At 59.9% G+C, this 25,721-nt stretch carries 21 protein-coding genes and 1 pseudogene; 8 read left to right on the forward strand and 14 right to left on the reverse strand.

Annotated elements, in window-relative coordinates; genetic code table 11:
- Positions 1-12 precede the first annotated feature (12 nt).
- On the forward strand, positions 13-453 hold the full coding sequence (locus tag OHL23_RS19880; protein ID WP_263353711.1) for an OsmC family protein: 441 nt from the start codon (positions 13-15) through the stop codon (positions 451-453).
- Positions 450-1,283, forward strand: coding sequence for a PASTA domain-containing protein (locus OHL23_RS19885; RefSeq protein ID WP_263353712.1), 834 nt, complete (start codon positions 450-452; stop codon positions 1,281-1,283). The genes OHL23_RS19880 and OHL23_RS19885 overlap by 4 nt, the downstream gene beginning before the upstream one ends.
- 3 nt (positions 1,284-1,286) lie before the next feature.
- Here OHL23_RS19885 and OHL23_RS19890 read toward each other — a convergent pair whose 3' ends face one another.
- From OHL23_RS19890 to OHL23_RS19910, 5 genes are all read right to left on the reverse strand, one after another.
- Positions 1,287-2,687, reverse strand: coding sequence for a transcription antitermination factor NusB (locus OHL23_RS19890; RefSeq protein ID WP_263353713.1), 1,401 nt, complete (start codon positions 2,685-2,687; stop codon positions 1,287-1,289).
- Between the two features lie 2 nt (positions 2,688-2,689).
- Entirely contained in the window at positions 2,690-3,634 is a 945-nt protein-coding gene (gene fmt, locus OHL23_RS19895) for a methionyl-tRNA formyltransferase (RefSeq protein WP_263353714.1), read from the reverse strand.
- A gap of 27 nt (positions 3,635-3,661) precedes the next feature.
- Entirely contained in the window at positions 3,662-4,171 is a 510-nt protein-coding gene (gene def, locus OHL23_RS19900) for a peptide deformylase (RefSeq protein WP_263353715.1), read from the reverse strand.
- Between the two features lie 38 nt (positions 4,172-4,209).
- The gene (aroC, locus tag OHL23_RS19905) at positions 4,210-5,400 is read right to left on the reverse strand and encodes a chorismate synthase (RefSeq protein WP_317891707.1); all 1,191 of its coding nucleotides are present in this window, start codon (positions 5,398-5,400) and stop codon (positions 4,210-4,212) included.
- Between the two features lie 86 nt (positions 5,401-5,486).
- On the reverse strand, positions 5,487-5,867 hold the full coding sequence (locus OHL23_RS19910; RefSeq protein ID WP_263353716.1) for an EVE domain-containing protein: 381 nt from the start codon (positions 5,865-5,867) through the stop codon (positions 5,487-5,489).
- 116 nt (positions 5,868-5,983) lie between these two features.
- Here OHL23_RS19910 and OHL23_RS19915 point away from each other — a divergent pair, with 116 nt between their 5' ends.
- Positions 5,984-6,208 (forward strand): hypothetical protein, encoded by a 225-nt coding sequence (locus OHL23_RS19915; protein WP_263353717.1) that lies wholly within the window; start codon positions 5,984-5,986, stop codon positions 6,206-6,208.
- Positions 6,205-6,633 (forward strand): putative toxin-antitoxin system toxin component, PIN family, encoded by a 429-nt coding sequence (locus OHL23_RS19920; protein ID WP_263353718.1) that lies wholly within the window; start codon positions 6,205-6,207, stop codon positions 6,631-6,633. Before OHL23_RS19915 ends, OHL23_RS19920 begins: the two co-directional genes overlap by 4 nt.
- A 6-nt stretch (positions 6,634-6,639) precedes the next feature.
- On the opposite strand, the gene OHL23_RS19925 is transcribed toward OHL23_RS19920, so the two are convergent.
- Positions 6,640-7,638, reverse strand: coding sequence for a 3'-5' exoribonuclease YhaM family protein (locus OHL23_RS19925; RefSeq protein WP_263353719.1), 999 nt, complete (start codon positions 7,636-7,638; stop codon positions 6,640-6,642).
- A 130-nt stretch (positions 7,639-7,768) separates the two neighbouring features.
- Positions 7,769-9,562, reverse strand: coding sequence for a peptidylprolyl isomerase (locus OHL23_RS19930; protein ID WP_263354126.1), 1,794 nt, complete (start codon positions 9,560-9,562; stop codon positions 7,769-7,771).
- Positions 9,563-9,858: 296 nt separating this feature from the next.
- Here OHL23_RS19930 and OHL23_RS19935 point away from each other — a divergent pair, with 296 nt between their 5' ends.
- Both OHL23_RS19935 and OHL23_RS19940 read left to right on the forward strand, forming a co-directional pair.
- Positions 9,859-11,469, forward strand: a complete 1,611-nt coding sequence (locus OHL23_RS19935; protein ID WP_263353720.1) for a S41 family peptidase — start codon at positions 9,859-9,861, stop codon at positions 11,467-11,469.
- A 126-nt stretch (positions 11,470-11,595) separates the two neighbouring features.
- A pseudogene (locus tag OHL23_RS19940) lies at positions 11,596-12,672 on the forward strand (purine nucleoside permease).
- Positions 12,673-12,744: 72 nt separating this feature from the next.
- Here the strand turns inward: OHL23_RS19940 and dnaJ are convergent.
- From dnaJ to hrcA, 3 genes are all read right to left on the reverse strand, one after another.
- Positions 12,745-13,875: a molecular chaperone DnaJ gene (gene dnaJ / locus OHL23_RS19945; protein WP_317891708.1), complete on the reverse strand. Its 1,131-nt coding sequence runs from the start codon at positions 13,873-13,875 to the stop codon at positions 12,745-12,747.
- A gap of 33 nt (positions 13,876-13,908) precedes the next feature.
- Positions 13,909-14,502: a nucleotide exchange factor GrpE gene (gene grpE / locus OHL23_RS19950; protein WP_263353721.1), complete on the reverse strand. Its 594-nt coding sequence runs from the start codon at positions 14,500-14,502 to the stop codon at positions 13,909-13,911.
- 123 nt (positions 14,503-14,625) lie between these two features.
- A complete protein-coding gene (hrcA, locus tag OHL23_RS19955) occupies positions 14,626-15,750 on the reverse strand; it encodes a heat-inducible transcriptional repressor HrcA (protein WP_263353722.1) in 1,125 nt (374 codons plus the stop codon).
- Positions 15,751-15,928: 178 nt separating this feature from the next.
- Between hrcA and OHL23_RS19960 the strand changes: the two genes are divergently transcribed.
- Positions 15,929-16,918, forward strand: a complete 990-nt coding sequence (locus OHL23_RS19960) for a DUF1684 domain-containing protein (protein WP_263353723.1) — start codon at positions 15,929-15,931, stop codon at positions 16,916-16,918.
- A gap of 91 nt (positions 16,919-17,009) precedes the next feature.
- Here OHL23_RS19960 and OHL23_RS19965 read toward each other — a convergent pair whose 3' ends face one another.
- Complete coding sequence (locus tag OHL23_RS19965) at positions 17,010-17,843, reverse strand: Mrp/NBP35 family ATP-binding protein (protein ID WP_317891709.1); 834 nt, start codon at positions 17,841-17,843, stop codon at positions 17,010-17,012.
- A 48-nt stretch (positions 17,844-17,891) separates the two neighbouring features.
- Positions 17,892-18,458, reverse strand: a complete 567-nt coding sequence (locus OHL23_RS19970) for an acyl-CoA thioesterase (RefSeq protein ID WP_263353724.1) — start codon at positions 18,456-18,458, stop codon at positions 17,892-17,894.
- A gap of 180 nt (positions 18,459-18,638) precedes the next feature.
- On the opposite strand from OHL23_RS19970, the gene OHL23_RS19975 reads away from it, so the two are divergent.
- Positions 18,639-18,950, forward strand: coding sequence for a hypothetical protein (locus tag OHL23_RS19975; RefSeq protein ID WP_263353725.1), 312 nt, complete (start codon positions 18,639-18,641; stop codon positions 18,948-18,950).
- Between the two features lie 27 nt (positions 18,951-18,977).
- On the opposite strand, the gene OHL23_RS19980 is transcribed toward OHL23_RS19975, so the two are convergent.
- Positions 18,978-22,088: a VWA domain-containing protein gene (locus tag OHL23_RS19980; RefSeq protein WP_263353726.1), complete on the reverse strand. Its 3,111-nt coding sequence runs from the start codon at positions 22,086-22,088 to the stop codon at positions 18,978-18,980.
- A gap of 86 nt (positions 22,089-22,174) precedes the next feature.
- Positions 22,175-25,489, reverse strand: a complete 3,315-nt coding sequence (locus tag OHL23_RS19985; RefSeq protein WP_263353727.1) for a VWA domain-containing protein — start codon at positions 25,487-25,489, stop codon at positions 22,175-22,177.
- Positions 25,490-25,721: the final 232 nt, after the last annotated feature.

Here is a 25,721-nt window from a genome sequence, read left to right on the forward strand (position 1 = left end):
AGGAATCTCACAATGATTGCACGCACGGAATGGGCAAGCACGGAACCTAGCCCTGATATTTACGTCGGACATTCGCAATCCGGCCATACTATTCGCCTGGATGCGACGAAGGAACACTCCGAAGGCCCCAGCCCGATGGAGGTTGTGCTGGTGGCGCTGTGCGGATGCACCTCAGTGGACGTCGTGCATATTCTGCAGAAGAAGCGGCAGCCGCTGGCGCATCTGACCGTTTCGGCAACGGCAGAGCAGCGGACAGAGCCGCCGAATTACTTCAACAAGATTCAACTTGTGTATGCCGTAACGCCCGAGGCTGGCGGGCAGCTCAGCCGCAAGGCTGTCGAGGATGCGGTCGCGCTGTCGAAGGACAAGTACTGCTCCGTTTCCGCGATGCTAGAAAAAAGCGCGGAGATTGAGTTTGTGATCGAGTATGTTGGCGGGGAGCCGCTGCCGTGAGAGTTCGCCTGCGGCCCATCCAGAACTTCTTTCAGGGCGCGATGGTGCTGATGGCGCTGGTTCTCGTGGCGCTGGCTGCGGCGATCACGACGATGCAGTTCGCCATTCATGGGGCCGAAGTGCGCGTGCCTGCGCTCAAGGACATGACGGTGGCGGAGGCGAGAAGCCAGACGTCCGGACTGGGCTTGAATCTGGAAGTGGACAACCGGTACTACTCTTCGGATGTGGCAGCGGGGCACATCCTTTCGCAATCTCCCGTTCCCGGAGCGGTGGTGCGGCGCGAGTGGCGGGTGCGCGTGGCCGAGAGCCTGGGGCCGCAGAAGGTTGAAGTTCCGAACGTTGTCGGCAGCCAGGAGCGTTCGGCGGCGCTGAATCTGCGGCGGGTGGGTCTCGAAGCAGGGATGGTCGCCGAGTTGCCTTCCGCGAAGATCGAAGCGGGTACGGTGCTGGCCCAGGACCCTCCGGCCAAGGCTCAGGGAATTGAGAAGCCGAGCATCAATCTGCTGGTGGCTGCTACGGACGACTCCCCGCCGGATGGATTTGTGATGCCGGATCTGACCGGGTTGCCGATTGTGACGGCGCAGAGCTTTCTTACCCGCGTGGGAATCAAGTTTGGCGAGCCGAAGTATCAGGATGTGCCGATTCCGCAGGTTTCTTCGGCGGGCTACGCGCCAATAGGATCGCCTACTACCGGAGCTGCGGTAGCGTCGGCGGACGCGCCACCTATGGCAAAACCATCGGCTGTGCCTGGAGCCGTGCTGGCTCAGTCGCCGCCTGCTGGATATCGCGTGGATGTGGGAGCGATGGTTTCGCTGACTGTGGCGAAGTAGTGCTTACTTCTGCTTTTCCAGCACGGCGATAAAGAAGCCGTCGGTTGGAGCTTCCGGACCTAAGCTGCCCGGCAGGAGCGTGAGTGAGCCGTCCGGAGCGACCGCGTTCTTCAATCGCTCTGAGCCTTGCGACGTCAGGCGGCCTTCTTTTTGCAACTTCTTGATAACTTCGGAGACGGGTATCTGCCGCCAGCCGGGCGATTGAGCAAGAACCTCAGCAACGACTGCGCTGTTTTCTTCCGGCTCCAGCGAGCAGGTGGAGTAGATGACCCTGCCCGTGCTCGCTCTCAGTGCACCGTGCAGGATGGCGCATTGGCGCTCGTGATGGCGAACTAGATCAGCGGGCTGAAGACGATGGCGAATCTCCGGATTGCGGCCCAACGTGCCGGTGCCGCTGCATGGAACATCGGCGAGGACGAGATCGTAGGAATCGATCTCTTCCGGTTCCGCCGCATCGGCCTGGCGCACTTCGATCCTGGTTGCGTAAGGACTTGCGCTGATTCGGGCTTTGAGTGCTTCAAGCCGGGCGAGATTGATTTCGCAGGCTGTGATCTGCGCTTGCGGGTTGAGTTCGGCGAGGATCAGCGTCTTACCGCCGGGAGCTGCGCAGCAATCCAGAATTCGCCTCGGAAGCGGGGTGACGCCGCCGCTCAGTTCCGCGATGAGCTGCGAGCCTTCTTCCTGAATTCGCACGCGACCGGATTGGAAGGCCTCCGTAGCGGTTACATCGCCGTTCAGGATGCGCCGTGCATCGGTCAGAATGGCGCCGGGAGCGAGCTGCATTCCATTGACGGCTAGCTCCGCTTCGGCTTCTCGGCTTTCTAGACGGAGAGATAGTTCTGGCTGTTGCTGACCGTGTTCGCAGATGGCGCGGGCCTGTTCGAGGCCGTAGTTCGCGGCCCAGCGCTCAACGAGCCAAAGCGGGTGGGCAGTTGCCTCGGCCAACTGCTCTGGAGATGGACTGGACGGCAGCGATGCTGGCCGCGGACGCTCCGCAATTCTCCGCAAAACCGCATTTACCATGCGCGAGGCGTGCTGATGTCCGGCGATTTTTGCGAGGTTTACACTTTCGCTGATGGCCGCGTGGGCCGGGATGCGGTCGAGATAGTGAAGCTGAAATGTGCCGAGACGAAGCGCAATCTGAATAGCTGAATCGAGGCGGGCGTTCGGCTTCGACAGCAGAGTTCGAATTGCGGAATCGATGTGGAGCTGCCAGCGCAAAGTGCCCATTACGAGCGTTGTGCAGAGGTTTCGATCAAGGGTCGAAAGTTCTGAAAGACGCGGACGGCGAAGCAGTTCATCGGCGTGGGCGTGGGAGGAGTTTTCCATTTCCAACAGAAGCATGAAGGCTTCGTAGCGGGCGGGTGTTATGCCAGCCGGGGCCTTTCTGGGGAGTTTGCGCATGATCAACCGGGCAACCCAAGTTTTGCGCCAGCGTGGATCGGGTTGCCGCGCAGAAACTCGGCTGCGGTCATGCGATTCTTGCCTTCCGGTTGGACTTCCAGCAGTTCGAGTGCGGTACCATCGGCGCAGACAACCAGAAGCCGCTTATCTTCGATGAGAATCTGACCTGGTTGTCCTGATTCCGGCGCAGTAACAGGCCGGAGTTGATGGACGATGAGCTTTTTGCCTTCGAAGACAGTGAAGGCACCCGGCCATGGCTGGAAGCCGCGCCAGCGATTCCAAAGTTCAGTCGCGGTCTGCGTGGCGAAGTCCATGCGGCCGTCTTCGCGGTCGAGGATGCGGGCCAGCGTGGCCTGGGAATGGTCCTGCGGCTGGGGTAGGATGCTGCCGTCGGCAAGGCCTGCGAGGGTTTCGACGACCAATGGCGCGCCGAATACGGATAGCTCTTCGAAGAGATCGACGGCGGTCTGTTCAGGCCGGATGGCGATCTGTTGCTGAAGCAGGATTGGGCCGGTGTCGAGGCCCTCTTCGAGCAGCATCGTTGTGTTGCCGGTGACTGCTTCACCCATGGCTACTGCCCATTGGATGGGCGCGGCGCCACGGTACTTTGGAAGCAGCGAGCCGTGCAGGTTGATGCAGCCAAGCCGGGGCAGATCGAGCATCCAGCGAGGGATGATGCGGCCATAGGCGACGACGACAATCGCGTCGGGAGCGATGGATTCGAGGCTGGAGCGGAACTCCACGTTGTTTTTGATCTTTTCCGGCTGGGTAACTTCAAGACCACGTGTCAGGGCTATTTGCTTGACCGGAGGAGCGGTAAGAACCTGCTTGCGCCCTACCGGGCGGTCGGGCTGCGTGACCACTAGCGCGATTTCATGACCTGCTGCGATCAGAGCTTCGAGTGTGGGCACGGCGAATTGCGGCGTTCCGCAGAAAACCAACCGCATTGGAGCAACGCCCTCAGTCACGGCGCCCTACCACTCGCCGGCGCGTTGCATCTTGCGGATTTTGCGCAGGGCGAGGTCGCGTTTGAGGCTGCTGATGCGGAAGATGAAAAGCATGCCGTCCAGGTGGTCGATCTCATGCTGCATGCAGCGGGAGAGCAGTTCTTCGCCCTCGGCCTCGAACCACTTGCCGTATTCGTCCTGAGCGCGGATGCGCACCTTTGCCGAGCGGACGACCTTTTCGCGAATCTCGGGGAAGCTGAGGCAGCCTTCTTCTTCGTAGAGTTTGCCCTCGCGCTGGATGATCTCCGGATTGATGAGCACCATCTTTTTGGCTGGGTCTTTGCCGTTGCTGAGGTCGATAACCGTGATGCGCTTGGAGATGGAGACCTGGGGCGCGGCGAGGCCGATGCCCTGCGCGGCGTACATGGTTTCAAACATGTCGGCTACGAACTTGCGCAGCTTATCGTCGAACTCGGTGACCGGTTCGCCGGGCTGCTGGAGAACCGGGTCGGGATATTTCACGATGGTGAGAATCATGGGCCTTGAACTGACACGTGCCTTTCCGAAGTGCTTACCTAGTAGTTCCTGATTTGTTGGATGTAGCCATCGTAGTTGCGCTTCAGCTCTTCCGCTGAGTCGCCGCCGAATTTCTCCATCACTTCCTTGGCGATGATGAAGGCTACCATGGCTTCCGCGGCTACGCCGGCGGCTGGGACGACGCAGATGTCGGAACGCTCGTAGCTGGCACTCGTTGCCTCGCGGGTGTCGAAGCGGACGGATTCGAGCGGGCGGCGCAGGGTGCTGATCGGTTTGAGGTAACCGCGCACAACTACGTCTTCGCCGTTGGAGATGCCGCCTTCGATGCCACCGGCGTTGTTTTGATGGCGCGTGAAGCGGGTTGGCTTGTCGGTCTCGGTTACAAGTTCGGGGGGGCCGTAGTGGATGGCATCGTGGACCTGGGAGCCAAAGGATTCGGCGGCGGTGACTCCGCGACCGATTTCGACAGCTTTCACTGCCTGCAGGCTCATTACGGCCCAGGCGAGCAGGCCGTCGAGGCGTTCATCCCAGTTGGCGTAGGTGCCGACGCCGGGAGGAAGGCCGTGAACGACGACCTCGAAGACTCCGCCGATGGTGTCGCCGGTGCGGGAGGTCTCTTCGACTTCGGCTTTCATGCGGGCCTCGGTCTCGGGGTCGACGCAGCTCAGCATGATCTCCGATTTTTCGGTGACGGCGACGATTTCATCCCACGCGGCTGGACGCTCCAGTTCGATGCGGCCCACGCGGATCACGTGGCTTGCGACCTCGATGCCGAGATGACGCAGGAGCAGCTTGGCGAAGGCTCCGGCGGCCACGCGCGACGTGGACTCGCGGGCCGATGCGCGCTCCAGCACGTATCGCGCGTCTTTGAAGTTATATTTCAGAGCGCCGGGCAGGTCGGCGTGGCCGGGACGCGGCGAGGCGACAACCTGATGCTTGCTGAGGTCACCAGCTTCGACGGGAAGCTTCTCTTCCCAGTTCTTCCAGTCGCGGTTGGCGATCTGGATCGCGATGGGCGAACCGATGGTCTTGCCGTGGCGAACTCCTGAGAGAATGTGGACCTTGTCGGTCTCGATCTTCATGCGGCCGCCACGGCCATAGCCCTGCTGGCGGCGCCAGAGCTCGCGGTTGATGAAGTCGAAATCGACAGTTAACCCGGCAGGTAAACCGGAAATGAGCGCAATGAGAGCTTCGCCGTGCGACTCTCCGGCGGTTTCGAAACGGATCATGGCTTTTTAATTGTAACGAAAGCGGCGAGTTAGCGGGTTAGCGCCGCTTCGCGGCATTGGCGGGTTGGCGAGTTAGCAGCATTTGCTCAGTCTACGAACCAACGCCATTGATCCTCGGTTAGTGGAACGACCGAGAGGCGGCCTATGATGACCAGCGGCGACTGGGCGAAGAGTGGCTCGGCTTTGATGGCTGTGAGTGTCTTCGGTGTTTTGAGGCGTTTGCCTACTTTGACTTTTACTATGGGAACTTTGGGGTCGGCGGGGTCAACACTCACCACAGTCCCGGTGCCGACGGCGGTACGTTCTTCGCCGGTGTGGTAGAAGATCCACTTTGTTCCTTTGGGCATTTCGCGCAGGTATTTCACCGCGGTGGGATTGGTAACGCCGTCCCAAATCGTCTCCTGATCGCGGAGGAAGTTGTCAAAGGAATATTTGTCGGGTTCGGTTTTGAAGAGGAAATAGCTCATGTCGGTTCCATCGTACGGCCTGGACCGGCGAATAGGGAATAGAGGCGCGAAAACGGAGATCGCCGATTGTAAGGAATCCTTGTTTCCGTATATTCTTGAATCATAGTGAGGACACAATGCTTGCGAAGATGACGGTTAAGAATCAGGTCACGCTCCCTAAAGCAGTTGTTTCGCATTTCAATGGAGTGGAATATTTCGACGTCAGCACGGATGGAGCGAGCATTACCCTTCGTCCACTTCGGAGGAGCCGCGCGGATGAGGTTCGCCAGCAACTGGCCGAGCTTGGAATCGAGGAACAGGACGTGGTCGACTCCATTCGCTGGGCGCGGAAGACGCAGTGAGGCAGCGGGTTGTCTTTGACACAAATACCGTTATCTCCGCTCTGCTTTTCGTGAACGGCAGATTGGCCTGGCTGAGGGCGCATTGGCGAGATGGTGGCTGTGTGCCGCTGGTTTCACGCACAACCGTTGCAGAACTGAGCCGGGTTCTGGCCTATCAGAAGTTCCGGCTCTCGCCGGACGACCGCCTGGAGCTGCTGGGCGATTATCTGCCTTATTGCGAGACCATTGAGGCAATCGGTCATTGTGCCTTGATTTGCCGCGACGCGAACGATCAGCAATTTATGGATCTCGCTCAGAGTGGAGCTGCTGACGTGCTGGTGAGCGGCGATGAAGATCTGTTGGCCTTCGCTGGGCGAACAGCATATTTCATCGAGGCTCCTGAAGCATATCGGTTCAGAGTCGCCGGCGCTGAAAACGATTTGTAGACTCGTTTACCCGTTTCCAGATTCGGCCAGCCACGCTCGCGAATTCAGCATCGTGCGTTGATCCAGCGCCCAGATGCGGTCGGTCATCTCATCTGCGGCCTTGCCCTGCCGTGTGGCTTTCTGGAATTCGCTGGCGAGGGTCTGCATCTTGGCGTCCATGTCGTCGAGGAAGTTGAGCATGAGGGCTTCCGGGATCATTGGAAGTTTCGGCGAACCGAACTCCAACTTGCCGTGGTGCGAGAGGATCACGTGGAGCACCAGCGTCTTCAGGCGTGGCGGGAAATCGGGCAGGCTGTCGATGGTTCTCTCGACCATGGCTGCGCCGATCTGAATGTGGCCGAGCAATTGGCCTTCGAGGGTGTATTCGAAGCCGGTTTGCCACGAGAGCTCGTGAATCTTTCCGATGTCGTGCAGGATGACGCCCGTCAGAATCAGGTCGCGCATCAGCATCGGATAGTGCGGAACGACGCGGTCGGCGAGGCCGATGAGGCTGACGACGTGTTCCAGCAGGCCGCCCAGCCACGCGTGATGAAGCTGCTTCGCTGCCGGGGCTTCGATAAAGGCTTCGCGGACAGTGGGAACGGCCATTACGGCAATGACCAGCCGCTGGAGATCGGAATCGGTGAAACTGGCTACCGCGGCTTCGAGCTTCCGCCACAGCTCGCCGATGTCGCACGTAGTTGCCGGCAGGAGATCCGCGCGGTCGAATTCGGTGCTCGCCAGTTTGCGCAGGCGTTCGATTTTGAGCTGCAAGACGCCTTCGAACTTTGAGACTGCGGCGCGGACCTTGATGACGTCGCCTTTGCCGAAGTCCTGGGCAATGCGATTGTCGGTGGGGTCCCAGACACGGGATTCGATTTGACCAGAATTGTCGCCGAGAATCAGGCTGAGGTAGGGTTTGGCGTTGCGCGTTGTCCGTTGTTGCTTGCTCAGGACTAAAAATTGGCTTTCTATGAGCTGGTTCTCTTCCAGCTTGACCAGGTCGGCGATGTAGTTATCTTTCATGCTGGGGGAAGATTACAGCATTTGATCCGCTCCAGAAACTGCCCCTTCAGTGGCAGTCCTACCTTGGAAGGCATTTTCTCCAGAACAAAGGCGCGGCCTAAGCCGCGCCTTTCAGAGCAATGGAACGGAACTACTGCTGCTGAGGAGCCGGTGCAGGAGCAGGGGTCGCGGTCTGATCTGGCCTGGGAGCGGTAGCCGGGGCAGGAGCACCCGCAGCTGGCGCGGCCGGCGTCATCTCCACCGGTGCCTTGGGAGTCTCGTCCTTGGGGCGGTCCTGCATGCGCTGCTTCTGTCCAGTGGTGGCGGTCGCCGTCTTTTTCTTGGTCTTCTTCGAGGTATCTCCCTGAAGCCCGAGCGGCGCGGACTGAGTTTGCCGGTCAGCTACCTCGCCAGAGTCGGGAGGTGCGGGGGTGAAGTTATCAAGCTGCGGTCCCTTCGACTTTGCCGCCTTGGGCAGCTTGGCGCGTGATGCGAAGCGGGTCTTCTTGACTGGAGGAGCGGGCTGCAGCGGATTATCCGCGGCATCGTCGTTGTTCTCAGCTTCCTTCGGCAGTGCGCCTGCGTCTTCCGTCTTGGTTTCGGCGGCATTCGGGAGGGTTTCGCGCGGAGCCTGGCCGTAGCGGATCTTTTCCTTCTTGCCTGGCTTCATCGTAATCGGCGCCGCAGCCTTTGCGGTGCTGGCTGCCGGCTTTGCCGGAGTCGTGTCCGCAGAGACCGGAACGAGGGCCGGTTTGGACTTGTTCCGGAATCCGTGCTCGGTTTCGCGGAATCGGGTGCGCTGCACCTTCTTCTTTTTCTTCGGCGCTGGCGGGGTGTACGCGCTGTAAACCGGCTTGGTTTCTTTCAGGCTGGCTCCCGTATCGACGTATCCGGGTTTGATGTCGATGAAGGCCTCTTCTCGCATCGTGGTCAGATAGGAGCGAATGGCTGGCTCCATGCGGCTTTCGAAAAAGGCCTCTTCGACTTGCTGCTCCACGTCCTTGTACTGCGGAGTGCCGCCGGGATTATGCTCGACGACCTTGAAAATGACGTATCCCTGCTTGGTGCGGATCGGCTCGGTGACGTCGCCGGTCTTGAGCGCGAATGTCTTGTCTTCAAAGATCTTATTGAGCTTGCCGCGCTCGAACTTGCCCAGATCGCCACCTTCAGCTGCCGTCTGACCGTCGCTCGAAGTGCGCGCGAGTTGGTCGAAGCTGGCTCCGGCTTTCAGTTTGGCTTCGATGTCGTCTGCTTTTGCCTTGGCAGCAGCCAATTTCTGCGGATCGTCGGATCCTGCGCCGTCTGCTCCCGAGCCGGTCCCGACCAGAATTTCGCTCAAGTGAATGCTTTCCGGCTGGGCGTAGTCCTGCTTGTGGGCTTCGAAATAGCGCTGCGCCTCGCCCGGCGTGACGGAAACTTTGCGCCCAACCTCTTCGCGCATAACCTCCTGCGTGATGATCCGGTTACGGATGCCGGCCTTGAAATCCTCGTAGGAAACACCCTGGTCCTTGGCCGCCTTTTCCAGATCGTCCATCGACGCAAGATTGTACTGCTTACGGATTTCGTCGAGCTGCTTGACCAGCTCGGTATCGCCCGTGATGCTCAGCTCTTTACCCTTGGAAAGCCAGAGCTGCTGATCGATGAGGTTGCGCAGGAGATCCCGGTGCCCATCCGCAATCTGCTGCATGGTGGCCCCGCGCTGGCGGGCCTCATCGTCCATCTCTTTCATTGCCCGGTCATAGTCCGAACGAGAGATGATCTGGTCGTTAACGCGAGCCAGAATATCCTCGACCGTGACGCCGCCGTAGGGGCTTTCGGGAGCGGCGCTGGCGGGTTTGGTCTGCGCAGGTGCGCCGGGGACGACAAGCAAAGCGCCGAGCATCAGAAGTGCGGGCAGGCGGAGCGCAGAAATTTGGGCAAAGATTGGATCAGGTCGCAAGGTCATAGTGGGCAATAGGAACATCCGCAGAAAAAGCATTTGTTCCCGGTTCCTTAGACGTAATTGTAACCGCCCGGAAAGCAGCGAGCCAAAAGTAGAACCGGAGAGCCTGGTGCCGAATCGGGCGACCGTTACGAGCGAATAAAAGCTATCCACTCTCTCCTCCCGCGCGTCCAATTGATACGATGCTATACTTTCGGTCAAGACGGCTCCGCCTGCGCCCCCTTTTCGGGCTCCGCTTCATTGCGGAAATCAGGTTCGGCAAGCGCCTCGGCAGGTAGCGTCTGGAGGTCTCTCAGACAATGAATCCCCGCGCCCGCCGGGCCATTTTTTCTCTCGCACTTTTCTTCAGCGTCTGCGCAATTGTCGGCACCCTGCTTCAGGGGAGGGTCGGCGCTCAATCCGCCGCAGACGAGTCGCAACTGCGCGACAGCCTGAAGGAATTCACCAACGTCTACGCTCTGGTGGAGCAGAACTACGCTGAGCCGATCAAAGGCGACAAGGCGGACACGGTCATCTATGACGGCGCGATCCCGGGAATGCTGCGGGTGCTCGATCCGCACTCCAGCTTCCACGATCCAAAGGACTACGCCAAGATGCAGGAGGATCAGCGCGGCCACTATTACGGTGTGGGCATGCTGATCCAGCAGCAACAGAACAAGATTTACGTCCGCACTCCGTACGAGGGCACGCCGTCTTTTCGCGCCGGACTGAAGCCCGGCGACATCATCGCGTCGGTTGACGGCAAGAGCGCCGACGGCATGACCTCGGAGATGGTCGCAAAGGCGCTCAAGGGACCCAAAGGAACGCACGTCGCGATCACCACGATCCGCGAAGGGCAGAGCAAGCCGCTTTCGTTCGACCTGGTGCGGGATGAGATTCCGCATCCGTCGGTCGATCTGAAGTATGAAATTCGTCCTGGCGTCGGCTATATTCACCTGACCAACTTCCAGCAGACCACCGCGAAGGAAGTGGAAGAGGCAGTGGACAGCTTCGGCGATCTGAAGGGACTGGTCTTCGACCTCCGCGGCAATCCCGGCGGGCTGCTCAGCCAGGCTGTCGAGGTCTGTGACCATCTGCTGGCGAAGGGTCAGAACATCGTCTCGCAGCGCGGACGCGCCTATCCCGATCAGGTGTACACGGCGACCCACGGTAACGGCGGACACACCTTCCCAATCGTGGTTATCGTCAATCGCAACACGGCTTCGGCTGCGGAGATCGTCTCTGGCGCGCTGCAGGATCATGACCGCGCTCTGATCGTCGGCGAAACCACCTTCGGCAAGGGCCTGGTTCAGACCGTTTACAACCTCTCGGAAAACACCGGCCTCGCGCTGACGACGTATCACTACTACACTCCGTCGGGACGGCTGATCCAACGGGATTACCGGGGCGTCTCGCTCTACGACTACTACAACCACGCCAACGCGCTGCCGGCCGACAACACCAACAAGGAAGTAAAGCTGACCGACTCCGGGCGCACCGTCTACGGCGGCGGCGGCATCACTCCGGACGAAAAGATCGAGCCGCCGAAGTCCAATCCCTTCATGGATACGCTGCTTTACCGCGACGTCTTCTTCCACTTCGCCCCGCATTATCTGGTCAATCACACGGTCGGACCCGATTTCAAGGTGGACGACGCCGTAATCAGCGACTTCAAGCAATTCCTTACCAGCGAGAACATCCCCTGGACGAACGAAGACCTGACCGGCCCGATGGATTGGATCAAGACCAATATCAAGGCCGAGCTTGAGACAAGCCAGAGCGGCCAGTTGCAGGGTCTACGCGTCCGCGCCGACTGGGACCCGATGATCCAGAAGGCCGTAAGCTATCTTCCCGAAGCGCAGGCGCTTGAGGACAATGCACACAAAGTCCTGGCGCAGAAAGCTGAAGCGAGAAGCGGGGCAACGAATTAACCTCTGCTGAAACGAATCTGAGTTACAACACAAAAGCCATCCCGGTCGGGATGGCTTTTGTATTTCCAGTCGAATGCGTTCTCTTTGGAAGAAGCGATTCTCTGCCGTACGATAGGCAAATTGATCATGAAAATTCTGCGCATTCTTCCCTGCTTTCTCGCACTTCTCTTCTCTTCCGTTCTTTTCGCGCAAACTGCGGTCAAGGCGGTTTCCGCTCCGATTCCTGTCAAAGTGGTGGTCGTCACCATGTTCGAGGTAGGCGCTGACACCGGCGATGCGCCCGGAGAATTGCAGTACTGGGTCGAGCGCGACCATCTCGACCGGGTGTTTCCGCTTCCGGCTGCGTATCACGATGCGCGCATGAATTCCGATGGCGAGCTGGCCATCGTCACTGGACAGGGCACGGCGCACGCTGCAGCCACGATCATGGCGCTGGGGCTCGACCCGCGCTTTGACCTCTCGCACGCCTATTGGCTGATTGCCGGGATTGCCGGGGGCAGTCCGGAACAGGCGTCGCTCGGTTCAGCCGTATGGGCCAACTGGGTCGTTGACGGCGATCTTGGATACTAGATCGATGCGCGGGAAATGCCGCCCGACTGGCCGACCGGGATGTTGCCTTTGCGCAAAGCGGCTCCGTTTGAGGCTCCCGCTACTCCGCTGCCCGGTCAGGTCTACCAGACCAACCGCGATCTGATGCTTTGGGCTTATGGGCTTACAAAAAACACGGTGCTCCCGGACTCGGACCACTTGAAGGAGATTCGCACGCGGTTTGACGGAGCGGCGGCGCACAATCCGCCGCAGGTGCTGCTTGGCGACGAGGTTTCGTCCTCGACTTACTGGCACGGCAAGCGGATGGATGACTGGGCCACGCGCTGGATGAGCTACTTCACCAATGGCGAGGGGCGTTTTGCGACTACAGCGATGGAAGATACCGGGACGTTGCAATCGCTGCAGTATCTGGCCAAAGCCGGGAAGGTCGATTGGCAGCGAATTCTCGTTCTGCGAACGGTAAGCAACTACGACCAACAGGCCAAAGGAATAGATGCCGCTACCAGCCTCTCAAATCAGCGCATCGGGCAGTACGGAGCTTATCTGCCTTCGCTTGAAAGCGCGTATACGGTGGGGCATGTCGTAGTTTCCGAGTTAATCAGAAATTGGGACAAGTACAGCGCGCAGATTCCGTCTGGTTCGCCAAATAAATAAACCCCAAGGCCCGCCTGGAAGATTCCCGGTAGGACATGGGGTTCACACATAGCTTGATTCTGCCGGGATCGCCTAGCTGAACAGGTCCTTCATCTTGTTCAGCATATTGCGCGAAGCGGGTTTGTTCTCGACTTCCATGCTTTCCGCGAGCTGGCGCACGAGTTCGCGTTGTGTGCGGGAAAGCTTCTTTGGGGTCTGCACCATTACTTCGACGACCAAGTCGCCGCGACCGCTTTCGTTCAGGTGAGGCACGCCGTGGTTGCGGATGCGGAACTCCTTGCCGCTCTGGGTTCCTTCTGGCACGCGCAAGGTTACTTCGCCATCGAGAGCGGGAATCTGAATCTCCGCGCCGAGCGCTGCCTGTGGGAACGAGATCGGCACAACACAGTGCAGATCATAGCCGTCGCGCTCGAAGAAGTCGTGAGGACGAACGGTCAGCACTACATAAAGATCGCCGCGCGGGCCGCCGAAGCGTCCTGACTCGCCCTCGCCAGAGTAACGAATGCGCGTTCCGTCTTCGACGCCAGCGGGCACCTTGACGTTCATCTTGAACTCGCGCACAACGCGTGTCTCGCCCCGGCAGGTGGTGCAGGGGTCGGTGATCACAGTGCCCGATCCGCCGCAGTTGCTGCATGCGCGCGCCACGGAGAAGAAGCCCTGCTGGTAGCGCAACTGGCCGCGTCCCTGGCAGGTGGCGCAGACCGACGGTCCGCGGCCGGTGCTTGTGCCTGTTCCACGGCATGCGGCGCAGTTTTCACGGCGGCGCACCTTGATCTCGGTCTCTTTGCCGAAGACCGCGTCCTCGAACTCGATGGTGATGTCATAGCGCAGATCTTCGCCGCGTTGCACCCGCGAACCACGCCGCTGTCCGCCCCCGCCGAACATCTCGCCGAAGAGATCGCCAAAGATGTCGCCCAGATCGGTCGCGTCTCCGAACGGAGAACCGCCATTGAATCCGGTGCTCGTCGAGGCATGGCCATAGCGATCATAGGCTGCGCGCTTCTCCGCGTCGCTCAGTACGCCGTAGGCTTCACTGGTTTCCTTGAAGCGCTCTTCAGCCTTGGGGTCGCCGGGGTTGCGGTCGGGGTGATATTTCATCGCCAGCTTGCGATAGGCGGCCTTCAGCTCTGCCTCGCTGGCCTCTCGCGTGACCCCGAGGACTTCGTAGTAGTCTGCTTTGCTCACAGTATTCCTGGTTGCCATTGTATTTGGGTGTCTTCCCTGTGCTTGCGCGACTTATGCTTCAGTCTGTTTGGGATTGGAAACGATGCGCACCATGGCTGGGCGCAGCAGGCGCTCGCGAATGCGGTAGCCCTTGCGAATCTCCTCGGCTACGGAATGGTCCGGCAGATCGTCGCGCTCGACCGAACCAAGCGCCTCGTGCACGCGCGGGTCGAACTGCTGGCCGACCGTCGGAATCGCCTGCACCTGGAGCTGCTTCAGCGCCTCATCCATTTGCTTCACAATCAACTCGACACCGGTGCGCAACTGCTCGGCGGAGCCAGTCGCATTCAGCGCCAGCGCGAAATTGTCCAGGACGGGCAGGAACTGTTCGACGACCGAGCCTGTCGCGTAGTCGCGAAAATCCTGCTTCTCACGCTCCTGCCGCTTACGGGCGTTGTCAAACTCAGCCTGCAAACGCGCCAGCCGGTCGAGCAGCTGATCCCGCTCAGTTTTCAACGCGGCGAACTGCTCCGGGCTAATTGACGGCGCCGCTTCCGCGATCTCGACCACTCCGGCCTTTGCCTCGCTCTGCGTGCCCTCTTCCTGGGTCAGCACATCCGAATCCACTGCCTGCGTTACTCCGTACTCATTTTCCTGCTCTGCCATATGACTCCAACTTACTCATCCCCGATTTTCAGGGATGGATATCATGACTGCCTACTCTGTTATTAAACCTGATTTTGTCGAATCGCACGCGGCTCGCCTCGAAACGCCTGACTACACGAGCCTCTATTGCGGAGGCCCGTCCGAAACACGATCCAGCGGCGGCCGCTCCGAAAGCACGCGATCCGAGAGCCTCGCAATGTAGCTGACCGCCTGAATCATTTCCTGATATTGCATACGCGTTGGTGCAATTACAGCTACTGTGCCCATGTTCTCCGCACCAAACCGGGCAGGAGCGCCCACCAGCACTAAATCCTGCATCGCAGGCATTGCTTCATCCAGGCCGACCACGACCCGCACCTCGTGCTGGCGCGCATCCACATAGGCATTCAGAAGTTCTACCAGCCGCTGCTTCGCTTCCATCGCCAAGAGCATCTGGCGGAGCCGCTCGCGATCCAGTTCTCCCGCCAACAGATTGGCCATGCCTTCGACATAAATCATCGGACCTGCTGCTTCTCCGGCCAGCGCTCCCTGGCGGCAAAGTTCATCGAGCGCGCGCAGGCGATTCTGATACTCGGCCTGCTCGGCTTCTATGCGCCGCGCCACTTCGACGCGAATCCGATCCAGCGGCCAGCCCCGGAAATTCTCGTTCAGATACCGCGCTGCGATCTCGAGATCGTCGTAACTCAGCTCCCGGTCGATCGTCAGCACGCGGTCCTGCACCGCGCCGGCCTTGGTCACCAGCACCGCGAGGACACGCCCGGTCGACAGCCGCGAAAAATGAATATGCTCCAGAATCTGCTGCACAGCCGACTGGGCATTTGCCACGGCGACGCCCAAGCCGTTTGAAATCAGCGCCAGCACGTGCGATGTGCGCTCCAGATACTGCAAGGGAGAGTTCACCCCGGCAAAGCTGTCGTCGATCTGCTCGCGCCGCTGTTCGCTTAATTGATTCAACTGGCTGGCGGGCGCCGTCGAAGCGCCACGCGAGGACTGCTGCAATTGGGCGACATGGTAGCGGAAGGCTAGTGGGGTCGGGACGCGGCCCGCGGAGGTGTGCGGCTGGTCCAGTAGGCCGGTATCGCCGAGCACGGCCATCACATTCCGAATGGTCGCGGAACTCAGCCCATCCTTGTTTTCGAAATAACGGGCCACAGCCTGGGACGAGACCGGTTCGCCGGTCGCGATGTAGATCTCGATGATGGCCGTGAGCACCAGCCGCTCTCGCGGACTGACGCGAAACTCGTGCATTCGAGCGAACCCTCTAGGTAACTTACTGTTTCCCTTGGACTTATTTCTGAAAAACAGAGCTAACTACCCTCTTTTATTCTAGGCAGAGGCAGTAGGGGTGTCAAGAATGGCTCCGGACGCTGCTCACTGCACTCGTGTTGAGATATCTTCTAAACGTATGAGAATAATCGCTGCGGCCATGCCATTTTTCAAGATTGAGGCCGGAAAAAAACTGCATCTCGCCAAAGCGGCGCTGTTGTCCTTGGCGGTTTTGATTGCCACCATGCACCCGGCAGCGAGTTACGCGGCGGCGCACGGCAAATCGACTGCAGCCGCTGGGAATTCGCCTGCATTGCGGGAAGAAGCGGAATGGCGCGCGGATCGCGCGCGGAAGCTTTCCGCTCCGGATGGCTGGCTTACGCTGGTGGGCCTGGAATGGCTGAAGTCTGGCGCAAACGCGGTGGGACTGGCTGCGGGCAACCAGATTCACTTGAAAGGCCGAGCGCCGGAGCATCTCGGAGTTATTCAGGTCGATGGAAGTCAACTGAGACTGGTTGCCCCGGCAGATGGTTTCCCAAAATCTCTCATGGTCGATGGCCAGCCTGCGCACGAAGGTCCGCTGCAATCCGACGATACGAAGCCATCGGTGCTTTCCACTGAGAATCTGACCCTTGTCGTGCTGCATCGCGGCGACCGTTTTGCCTTGCGCATCAAGGACGCTGAGTCGCCGACGCGCACGGGGTTTAAGGGCCTGCACTGGTATCCAGCGGAGGCGAAATACCGCGTCACCGCGAAATGGATCCCCTTTGTGCCGGCTCATACAGAGAAGATTCCCACGGTCATTGGCACGACTCTGGATATGCCGGCGCCCGGGCTGGCGGAATTCACGCTGGATGGCAAGACCATCCAGATCGAACCGGTCCTCGAATCCGCCAACGCCAAGGAACTCTTCTTCATCCTGCGCGACGCCACGAGCCACACTACAACCTACCAGGCAGCGCGCTTTTTATACGCGAGCTTCCCCGATCATGGCCTCGATCAGCCCGGTACTGTCGTGCTGGATTTCAACCGGTTGCAGAATCCGCCCTGCGCTTATACGCCGTATGCAACGTGCCCGCTGCCGCCTTACATCAATCGACTAGCCATCGCTATCCCGGCGGGCGAACAGAGGTATAAAGACAGGGAATAGGGAACAGAAAATCTCTTTTTGCGAAAATTCGTCTGGGCGCCAGCAGGAGCCATCTTCCTATTCCCTATTTCCTAGTCCCTATTCCCTGTTCTTAGCTGATTTCGATCACTTCCCCGCTGCGCGATGCAGCATCTTCGGCCCGCTCCATGAGTTTTTTTGCAACCACATAAAACTCGATTGCCAGTGTCGATTCCGGTCCGGCCAGCGCTACCGGCATTCCTTTGTCGCCGCCTTCACGGATCGCCGGAACCAGCTCGATAGAACCGAGGAAAGGGACATTGAACTGATGCGCGGTTCGCTCAGCTCCCCCCTTGGAGAAGATGTCGATGATTTCGCTGCAATGCGGGCAGGTGAAGTGGCTCATGTTCTCGACGATGCCGAGGACTTCGACATTGACCTGTGCGAACATCTCAAGCGCTTTGCGCGCGTCCTGCAAGGCGACGTCGCTGGGTGTCGAAACCACGACGGCGCCGGTCAGCGGAACCGTCTGCACCAGCGAAATGACCACGTCGCCGGTGCCCGGCGGCAGATCGATGATCAGATAGTCGAGTTCGCCCCACTCTACTTGCTGGAGGAACTGGCGGATGATCTGGTGCAGCATTGGTCCGCGCATCACCATGGGCTTGTCGCCCGGCGAGATGTAGCCGATTGAGATGGTCTTTACGCCATGAGTGAAGTTCGGCTCGATCTGGTTGTTCGGGCCGACTTTGGGCTGCGTGCTTGAGCCCATCATCAGCGGAATATTGGGGCCGTAGATGTCGGCGTCGATCAGGCCGACCTTGTTGCCCAAGCGAGCCAGCGCGATGGCCAGGTTGACGGCGACGGTGGTTTTGCCTACGCCGCCCTTGCCTGAGCCGACTGCGACGATTTTGCTCACGCCGGGCAGTGGGAGTGGCGCCGGGGGAATCGAGTGTCCATGTGCCATGAGATTTCTTCCTTCCAAAAGCTTTTTGTCTTGCTGGTAAATGCAGTCTTATCTTCCGGGGCGGACGCTGCCGTGCCCGGGCGGGGCCAGCTTGGCGCGCTTGCGGCTCTCCAACTCGGTTTCGCGGTTTGCCCGGCGGCGCGAGGCTCCTTCGTAGCGGCGAAGTTCGTCAGCGGTTTCGGGAATCAGCTCCGGAACCCGCGCCGGGACGCCGGAGGAGTCGATGGCGACGAAAACCAGGTACGCGCTTGCGACGTGGCGGTATATGCCCGCCCGCGTATCCTCTGCCCAGACTTTGACGCCGACCTCGACGGACTTTGAAAACGCCCGGTTCACGCTGGATTTGAGATTGAGCAGATCACCGACGTGGACAGGCTGAATAAAGTCGATGTGGTCCATAGAAGCGGTGACGACGTGCGTGCGCGTGTGACGATATGCGGCCATCGCTCCCACGAGATCGATAAAGTGCATCAGCCGCCCGCCGAGCAGATTGCCCAGGGTGTTGGTGTCGTTGGGCAGAATCAGCTCGGTCATCTCGGATTGCGATTCGGAGACGGTCCGCGGAGCCAGGTTTGCCGGGACGGCTATGGTTTCGGTTGCTTCGGTTTGCGTCATGCGGAGATTGCCTCGTTCCTCGTGCCTTTGCTTGAACCGCTACACTGGTAACGGCAGCCGCTCGAAATCAAACGGCTACTTCCAGTTTCGGCAATCGCACTGGTTTTCGCAAATGGGGTGGTTCAAACTCTGACGGGCCTGAACGTGCGAACCAACAGCTAAGGAGTCTTCCGGGCATTTATGGATAAGATCGCTGGACTCAAGGAAATTCTGAACATCGACCCGAATAACGCCTTTGCACGCTATGGGCTGGCGATGGAGTACGTGAATCGCGGTGAGATTACGACCGGGCTGGCCGAGTTCGACACGCTGCTGGCGGCGCATCCAGACTACACGGCCGGGTATTTCATGGCGGCGCAGACGCTAGCCAAGGAAGAGCGCGTGCCGGAGGCAATCGCACGCCTTCATGCGGGCATCGCCTGTGCACGGCGCACGGGCAACAACCATGCATTGAGCGAGATGCAGGGGATGCTGGACGAGCTGGACAGGTAGAGCCGGACCGGTAAAGCTGCCGGTAACTTACGGGTGCAGCGCCGACGATGGCAGGGTGACCGACCCCATCTTGCCGGAGTTTCCATCGACGACAATTACTCGCACGGAGCCGAGACGGGATTTTACCTGCACGGCGCGCTGGTATGGAATCCCCTCGGGCATTCCAGCCTCGTAGGTGGTTTGTTTCAGCGAAAGGCGCAGGGTGTCGCCGGAGACTTCGGCTTTCTGTGTCCCGTCGTCTCGAACGGCAACGAAGATGTATAAGCGGTCGGTCCAACGGTCTGGCCGTTGCCCCTCCTTCTGCTGCAATGCAATGCCGTGAAATGCCACGTGAAGTTTGACGATGCTCTCGCCCGAGGGACCTGTGGCGGGTACGGCCTGAGCGGTCAGAGTAAGGTCGCCCACGTCCTGCGGACTCCAGATGGCTTGCTGAAAACGCTCCTTCGTCGTCGTGGACTCTTCGGCATACAGATAGCCGGTTCGATAGCGCAACTTGATATCTTTGCGGCTCGGAACTCTGACCACCAGGGTGTGAAACATGCCGTCCGCAGGCGTGTCCGGATCGAATCCAAGCTCGTACAGGGAGCTAGAATCCCGGTCGATGCCGTCCAGCGTAGCCTTGAGGTCGCCGCCTTTGTTGATGGCCCGGCCACCGGTCGACTCCGCAAGCATCCGTACCGGGCCCTGGATGCCGTGAAGATCCTGCTCCATCTGGGCCGTGGTGCGGCCCGCGGTGTTGTTGCGCGGCAGGGCGCCGCCGCGAAGGGTGGCGACATCTGCGGCGGCTTGGTTCAGTTCAACGTTGCGAAATTGCAGGGATGGATCGACGCCATCGCCTGACACTGCTGAAGCGTCAACGGCGTAGAGCGCGATACGGGCTTCGTTGAGCGCCTCTTTGGCGTGCTGCAGGGCAGCATCCATCGTCTTGCTTCCCTTTTCGGTAGCAACCGCCTTGTCCTCCCAGTCGGCCAGCACGCTGTCGCCGGAGATCCACGCCAGGCTCTTGTGTCCCGGAACCGGAGAGAAATGCCGGGCGATCGCAGTCATGCTTTCCAGCACTGCGCGCAAGGGATTCTGACCCATCTGCATCAGTTCCGGATCGATCGTCTGATAGCTGTCCGGGACCGCGGTATAGTTGCCGTTGACGTTGTTCAAGTCTTCAACATTGTGAACGGTGTCGAACTGCTGGCGAATGCGGCGATCCAGATCCTGGGCCTGCGAAACAGAGCTGGCGGTTGGCATCCAGGCGGTAAGCTTCTGCATCATCAGCGCGTGGTCCTGCGTAACGTCCTGGATAACACGAAATCCATGTTCGTTCACCGCGTAGAGGGCAATGCGGGATGTGGGCCGGGTGGCCTTGAGAAAGCGCAGTAACTCTCCGCGAGCCCGGTTGAGATCGAGATAGGCTAAATGGCTTTCATCCAGCAGCAGGATGAGCAGATCCGGCGCGTCCTGAACTTCGCGGAAGGTGGTGACAGTGTTCGTAAATGTAACTTCCGTAGGACCGGCTTCTGGAGGCCCCGAAGGCTGGCTGGGCTCGGCAGCCGGAACGGAGTGGTGGAAGGCGCTGAGTTGTTGCCTCCGGCCGTTGTCGTAGATTTCGATTTGATCCCGCGTCAGGTCGGTGATCGGCTTGCCGTGCTTGTCGAATGCGACCAGACCGATATCAACCGAACGGGTCGTCGAGTTCAGGGTGAGATTGTCGGCGTTGCTGCCGGTCCCGGCGTCTTCCTCTCCAGCGGGTTCGCCCGGCATGCTTTCGATGGCGCGAATGAGAATCTCTTGATCAGCCTCGGTTTCCTCGGCTGATATTGGCTGGCTCGACGTCGGCGAGGTTGCATCGGCATTCGAATCGCCTGTTGGCGCGGGTGCTTCTGTTTCTGCGGCGACCTCGGGTTCTGCTGTCGCCGCACTCGCAGGAGCGGATGAAGATGCCGGGGCTGTCGACTCGCCGGCTCGATTTGACACCGGTTGCGTGGCGGCATAGACCGTGGCGTCCGAGCCGAAGCGGCGATAGCCGGAGAAGGTGGTTTCATTCACCTGCAATTCGACGAGATCGACGAATGGGCTCTTGACGGTCGGCTGGTACACCTCGTCGGATGCTGAGACGGCGAGGCTGTGGACGGGACAGATGTAATTGCGCGTCCCCATCGAAACCGGGCCGTAGTCGACCAGCATCGATGCCCGCTGGATGGGGCTTCCGGGCTCCATATCCGCGTCAACGACGATGCGTAGAACAGCTCCGGAGCCGGGGTCGATCGCCAGGGAACCGTGATATCCGGTTGTCTGACGGAAGATGTAATTGGATTTGGCTGAGTTCTTCGATGGCCGGTTGCGGTTGAACTGCACTTCGTAGTGCGAATCGGCCCGGGCAATCTGAAATTGAAAGACGGCTGCTGTCTTTCCATCGATTTGCTCCCACCGCAACCAGTCGATTTTGCCCTTCGCGGCGTCCACGAGCGGAATGCCCAGGATGGTCCGGAACTCGCCCCAGGAGTTTAAGCCCGATGTGCTCAGGCCAGACCCGATGGCGGCCTGCTTCGCGTCTGTCTTCCCCCTAGTGGAACCAACCTTCTTCAACGCTGACGTAGAGAATGAATTTTGGAACTGAGCATTCTTTTCCGCGCCATCGACAAACGTGATTGGCGCCTCAAAGCTGCCTTCCAGATGGAAGCCGGCCCGCACTGGCCACGCTCCTGGCTGGAGCGCCTGCGGGCTGTCGTCGAAGTGCTCCGTCGTGCGGGTTGCCATAAAATCCGGCAGCGTGGGGAGGGTGCGCGCCACGTAGTGGATGGTCCTGGCAAGGATCGCCTTTTGGGCCGCGAAGTCGGGAGCAGGCGTAGATGGGATTTCGTTCGCTGGCGGGTCGAGGAAGGCGGAAAGACCTGCGAGGCCGCGCAGCGCCTGGGTCGTCTTCTGCCCAGGACTGATGGCAACGAGCCGCTGCAATACCTGAGGTCCGGCCTTCGCCGACAGTTCTACATCCGCCAAGTGGCGTGCCGTCTCGCTGTCGGACTGATGCGTTGCCTGCGCCTTCGTCAGAAGCTGCTGCAACTGCTCAAGCGTGATCGGCGTGGCCGCATAAGCGGGCAGCGATATAGCGACTACGAATGCGAGTGGCATCAGCATCTTGCGCATGAATCTACCCCTCTTGCTCACGACTTGCCCATTCGACAGGTTCTGGAACAACCCGGTTATGGAAAACATCCGTGAATATTGTCAGATCACGGATGGAGCGCCGAAGACGGAAGTGTGACAGAACCCATCTTGCCCGAGTTTCCGTCGACTACTATGATGCGCACAGTACCCAGCTTGGATTTCGCCTCGACCGCGCGCTGATATGGAATTCCGGCCGGCATGCCCGAGTCGTAGGTGGCTTGCTTCAGCGACAGGCGCAGGGTGTCGCCGGAGACTTCGGCCTTTTGCGCGGCATCGTCGCGCTGCGCTACGAAGATGTAGAGCAGGTCCGTCCACCGCGCCGCCCCTGTATCTGCCTTCTGCTGCAACGCCAGGCCGGGAAACGCAATGCGCAGCCTGACCATGCTGCTGCCCGACGGTGAGTCGGCGGCGGGTACAGCTTCGGCGGTGAGAGTGACAGCGGTCGCGTCCTGTGGACTCCAGATGGCCTCCTGGAAGCGCTGCTTCGTGCTAGTGGACTCTTCGGCGTACAGGTAGCCGGTGCGATAACGCAGTTTGATGTCTTTGCGGCCGGGAACTTTGACGAGGAGGGTGTGAAACTTGCCGTCTGCCTGCGTATCGGGATCGAAGCCGACTTCGTACAGCGCGGCGGAATCGCTGTCGATGCTGTCGAGCAGGGCTTTCAAATCGCCGCCTTTGTTGATTGCCCGACCTCCGGTGGACTCGGCGAGTTGGCGGACAGGGCCCTGAATACCATGCAGATCCTGCTGCATTTCTGCCTGAATGCGGCCGGCGCCGCCGTTGCTGACACGGCCCGCGCCGCCGCCTGAGCTGGCGTTCTCCTGGGCTATCGGATTCAGTTCCACGTTGCGATTCTTCAGGGACGAATCGATGGCAGCGCCTTCGACGCTGGAAGCATCTACGGCATAGAGCGCGATATGAGCCTCGTTGAGAGCCTCTTTGGCGTGCATCATCGCGTCTTCCATGTGATTGGTTCCCTTTTCCATCCCCACGGCCTGGTCCTCCCAATCGGCCAGCACACTGTCGCCGGAGATCCACGCCAGGCTCTTGTGGCCGGGAACGGCGGAGAAATGCCGGGCCAGGGCCACCATCACCTCCATCGAAGATCGCAGGGGAGTCTGGCCCATCTGGCGCAGCTCCGGATCGGCGGAAGTGATGTAATCCGGCGTGTCGATGTAGTTGCCATTGACGCTGTTCAAATCCGAGGCGTTGTGCACGGTGTCGAACTGCTGGCGAATGCGGCGGTCCAGCGCCTGCGCCTGCGACACTGCCTGCGCATTGGGCATCCATGCGGCGAGTTTGGCCATGACCAGGGCGTGATCCTGCGTCACATCCTGGATGACGCGGAATCCATGCTCGCTGACGGAGTAGAGCGCAACGCGGGAGGTTGGCCGGGTCGCCTTGAGGAAGCGGAGCACCTCACCGCGTGCACGATTGAGATCCTGAAAGGCGAGATGGCTCTCATCCATGAGCAGAATGAGCAGGTCGGGCGCGTCCTGAACTTCGCGGACCGTGGTGACGGTGTTGGTGAAGGCGCCACTGTCGGTACCGGACGGCTGGGAGGGTTCCGCAGACTGCGCGGGCTTTGCCGCTGTTGCGCCCGGAGTTGCGTGTTGGAAGGCGGCTACCTGCTGCTTGCGGCCATTGTCGTAGATCTCGATCTCGTCCTGCTTGAGATCGGTGATGGGCTTGCCGTGCTTGTCGGTCGCGATCAGGCCAAGATCGACAAATCGCGTGGTGACTTTGAGCGTAAAGCTGCTGTCTTTTGGGTTCCCTGTGTGAAGGTTCTCCGAGACTGAGGTTGCGGTGTCTTCTACGCCGGGAAGACTGTCGACGGCCTTAACCAGAATCTCTTCATCCGACGACTCAGCAGGAACTACTGCCGGCGCAGACGTTGGAGACGCGCTGGAAGCTGTGAGGTTGGCTAGCGGAGTCTCCGGGGCGGTTTCCGGTGCGTTCGCCGGGATCTTTACGCTGGCTGCTATTGCCGAGTTGGACTCGGATGCCGGTTGCGTATTCGGGGTCGAAGCCGAAGCCGGATCGGATGCACCATGCGCTGGAGGCACATCGGTGATCATCGTCGATTCAGAGCCGAAGCGCCGGTAGCTGGTGAAATCAACATCGTTCCACTGCTGTTCGCGAATCAGGACGATAGCGCTGGTCGGGGTCGACTGGTATTGCTCGTTGGAGGCGGACACGGCAACGCTGTGTGTGGGGCAGGTGAAGACTCCGTCGCCGATCTTCACTGGACCATACTCGACGGAAATCGCGGCTCGCTGGATCGGGTCGTCCGGCTTGAGATCGGCCTCGATCGAGATGCGCTGAATGATGCCCGTCACAGGGTCTACGGCAATGTAGCCGTGATACCCGGTGGGTTGGCGAATGAGAACCAGCGCTCTATCTCTCACTTCGCCGGCCGAAACACCGCTTGCCCCGCCGTGCTGGTCATCCTGTCGGGCTCCGTAGTGGCTATCGATAATCTCGCCGCGATTCTCATGCCAGTACTGCACGATGTAGTGAGAGATCGAGCGATCGACAGCAAACTGAAAAACGGCGACAGGCTTGCCGTCCTCCTGCTCCCAACGTGCCCAGCCCAGCTTGCCCTTCGCAGCGTCCACGAGCACGATTCCGAGGATTGGACCGAATTCTCCCCAGGATGCCAGCCCGAGGCTTGCTGTCGAGAGCGTTGGCGCTTTGGAGTCTTTGCTTTGGCTTGCCTTCTTCAACGATGCGGCGGCATCGGACGCCTGGGTTGGGTCATCCGTTTCGCGGCCGTCCCGGAGGGCAATGGGAGTTCGGTTGGTGCCCGACAGGTAAAGGCCGCCGAGCAACTCCGCCGACTCGCTGTTCAGGTCCTGGCTTCCGGTGAGCTTTAGGCCCTGAATGGTGTCCACGAAGTGCTGCGTGACCCGCATTGCCGTCAGATTCGGCAGCGTGGGAAGAGTGCGCGCTACGAAGTGGACAACCTGGCTCATCATGGCTTTTTGCGTGGCAACGTCTGGAGCCGGTTTGGACGACAGATCCTCCGGCGCCGGTTCGAGGAAAGCGGAGCTGTCGGCGAGCGCCCGGATAGCCAGCACGCTCTTCGGACCGGGGCTGTCTGCGATTAGTTGCCGCCGCAGCGAAGAGTTGAGGCGCACCGTCAACTGGACGTCGCCAAGTTGCCGCGCCACCTCGTTGTCGGTCCGGTGAAGACTGGAGTCAGATGCGAGAGCTTGCATCAACTGCTCGATCGTCATCCGCCTGGTAGCAAGCGCGGGCAGCGATATGGCCGAAAGCGCCAGGATCGTCCCGAGCCTCAGGTTGAGCCTGATGTCGAACCTGAGTCTTATCCTGCTCAATCCGCAGGTTTGGGTCCTGTCACGGTTCCAGTTACGCATCGCCCAACCACCGTTTCGTCCGCATGTGGAACTCTACATCTCACGCTGCAAGACAGACAACCGGTTTTCGATGGGACGGAAAAAACGATTTTCTGCCTGGAATCCTGTATCCGGTAGCAGCTTTGTGCCTGCCGCAAACTTTCACAGGTTTTCATACGACGGGAACGTATTCCTGAATTTGAACCGCATCGCATTCCCGGCTCGTCTACTCTAAGAACAATCTTTGGGAGGA

It is taken from the genome of Acidicapsa acidisoli (genome assembly GCF_025685625.1).
GTDB classification, from domain to species: Bacteria; Acidobacteriota; Terriglobia; order Terriglobales; family Acidobacteriaceae; genus Acidicapsa; species Acidicapsa acidisoli.

Bases quoted from the DNA above. Each gene is read 5' to 3' on its own strand.
- OHL23_RS19910 (WP_263353716.1), bottom strand. From the start codon at position 5,867: ATGAGCTATTTCCTCTTCAAAACCGAACCCGACAAATATTCCTTTGAC.
- OHL23_RS19930 (WP_263354126.1), bottom strand. From the start codon at position 9,562: ATGACCTTGCGACCTGATCCAATCTTTGCCCAAATTTCTGCGCTCCGC.
- OHL23_RS19985 (WP_263353727.1), bottom strand. From the start codon at position 25,489: ATGCGTAACTGGAACCGTGACAGGACCCAAACCTGCGGATTGAGCAGG.
- OHL23_RS19970 (WP_263353724.1), bottom strand. From the start codon at position 18,458: ATGACGCAAACCGAAGCAACCGAAACCATAGCCGTCCCGGCAAACCTG.
- OHL23_RS19935 (WP_263353720.1), top strand. From the start codon at position 9,859: ATGAATCCCCGCGCCCGCCGGGCCATTTTTTCTCTCGCACTTTTCTTC.
- aroC (WP_317891707.1), bottom strand. From the start codon at position 5,400: ATGATCCGTTTCGAAACCGCCGGAGAGTCGCACGGCGAAGCTCTCATT.
- OHL23_RS19980 (WP_263353726.1), bottom strand. From the start codon at position 22,088: ATGCGCAAGATGCTGATGCCACTCGCATTCGTAGTCGCTATATCGCTG.
- grpE (WP_263353721.1), bottom strand. From the start codon at position 14,502: ATGGCAGAGCAGGAAAATGAGTACGGAGTAACGCAGGCAGTGGATTCG.
- OHL23_RS19960 (WP_263353723.1), top strand. From the start codon at position 15,929: ATGCCATTTTTCAAGATTGAGGCCGGAAAAAAACTGCATCTCGCCAAA.
- OHL23_RS19925 (WP_263353719.1), bottom strand. From the start codon at position 7,638: ATGAAAGATAACTACATCGCCGACCTGGTCAAGCTGGAAGAGAACCAG.
- OHL23_RS19975 (WP_263353725.1), top strand. From the start codon at position 18,639: ATGGATAAGATCGCTGGACTCAAGGAAATTCTGAACATCGACCCGAAT.
- OHL23_RS19965 (WP_317891709.1), bottom strand. From the start codon at position 17,843: ATGGCACATGGACACTCGATTCCCCCGGCGCCACTCCCACTGCCCGGC.
- dnaJ (WP_317891708.1), bottom strand. From the start codon at position 13,875: ATGGCAACCAGGAATACTGTGAGCAAAGCAGACTACTACGAAGTCCTC.
- fmt (WP_263353714.1), bottom strand. From the start codon at position 3,634: ATGCGGTTGGTTTTCTGCGGAACGCCGCAATTCGCCGTGCCCACACTC.
- hrcA (WP_263353722.1), bottom strand. From the start codon at position 15,750: ATGCACGAGTTTCGCGTCAGTCCGCGAGAGCGGCTGGTGCTCACGGCC.
- def (WP_263353715.1), bottom strand. From the start codon at position 4,171: ATGATTCTCACCATCGTGAAATATCCCGACCCGGTTCTCCAGCAGCCC.
- OHL23_RS19880 (WP_263353711.1), top strand. From the start codon at position 13: ATGATTGCACGCACGGAATGGGCAAGCACGGAACCTAGCCCTGATATT.
- OHL23_RS19890 (WP_263353713.1), bottom strand. From the start codon at position 2,687: ATGCGCAAACTCCCCAGAAAGGCCCCGGCTGGCATAACACCCGCCCGC.
- OHL23_RS19915 (WP_263353717.1), top strand. From the start codon at position 5,984: ATGCTTGCGAAGATGACGGTTAAGAATCAGGTCACGCTCCCTAAAGCA.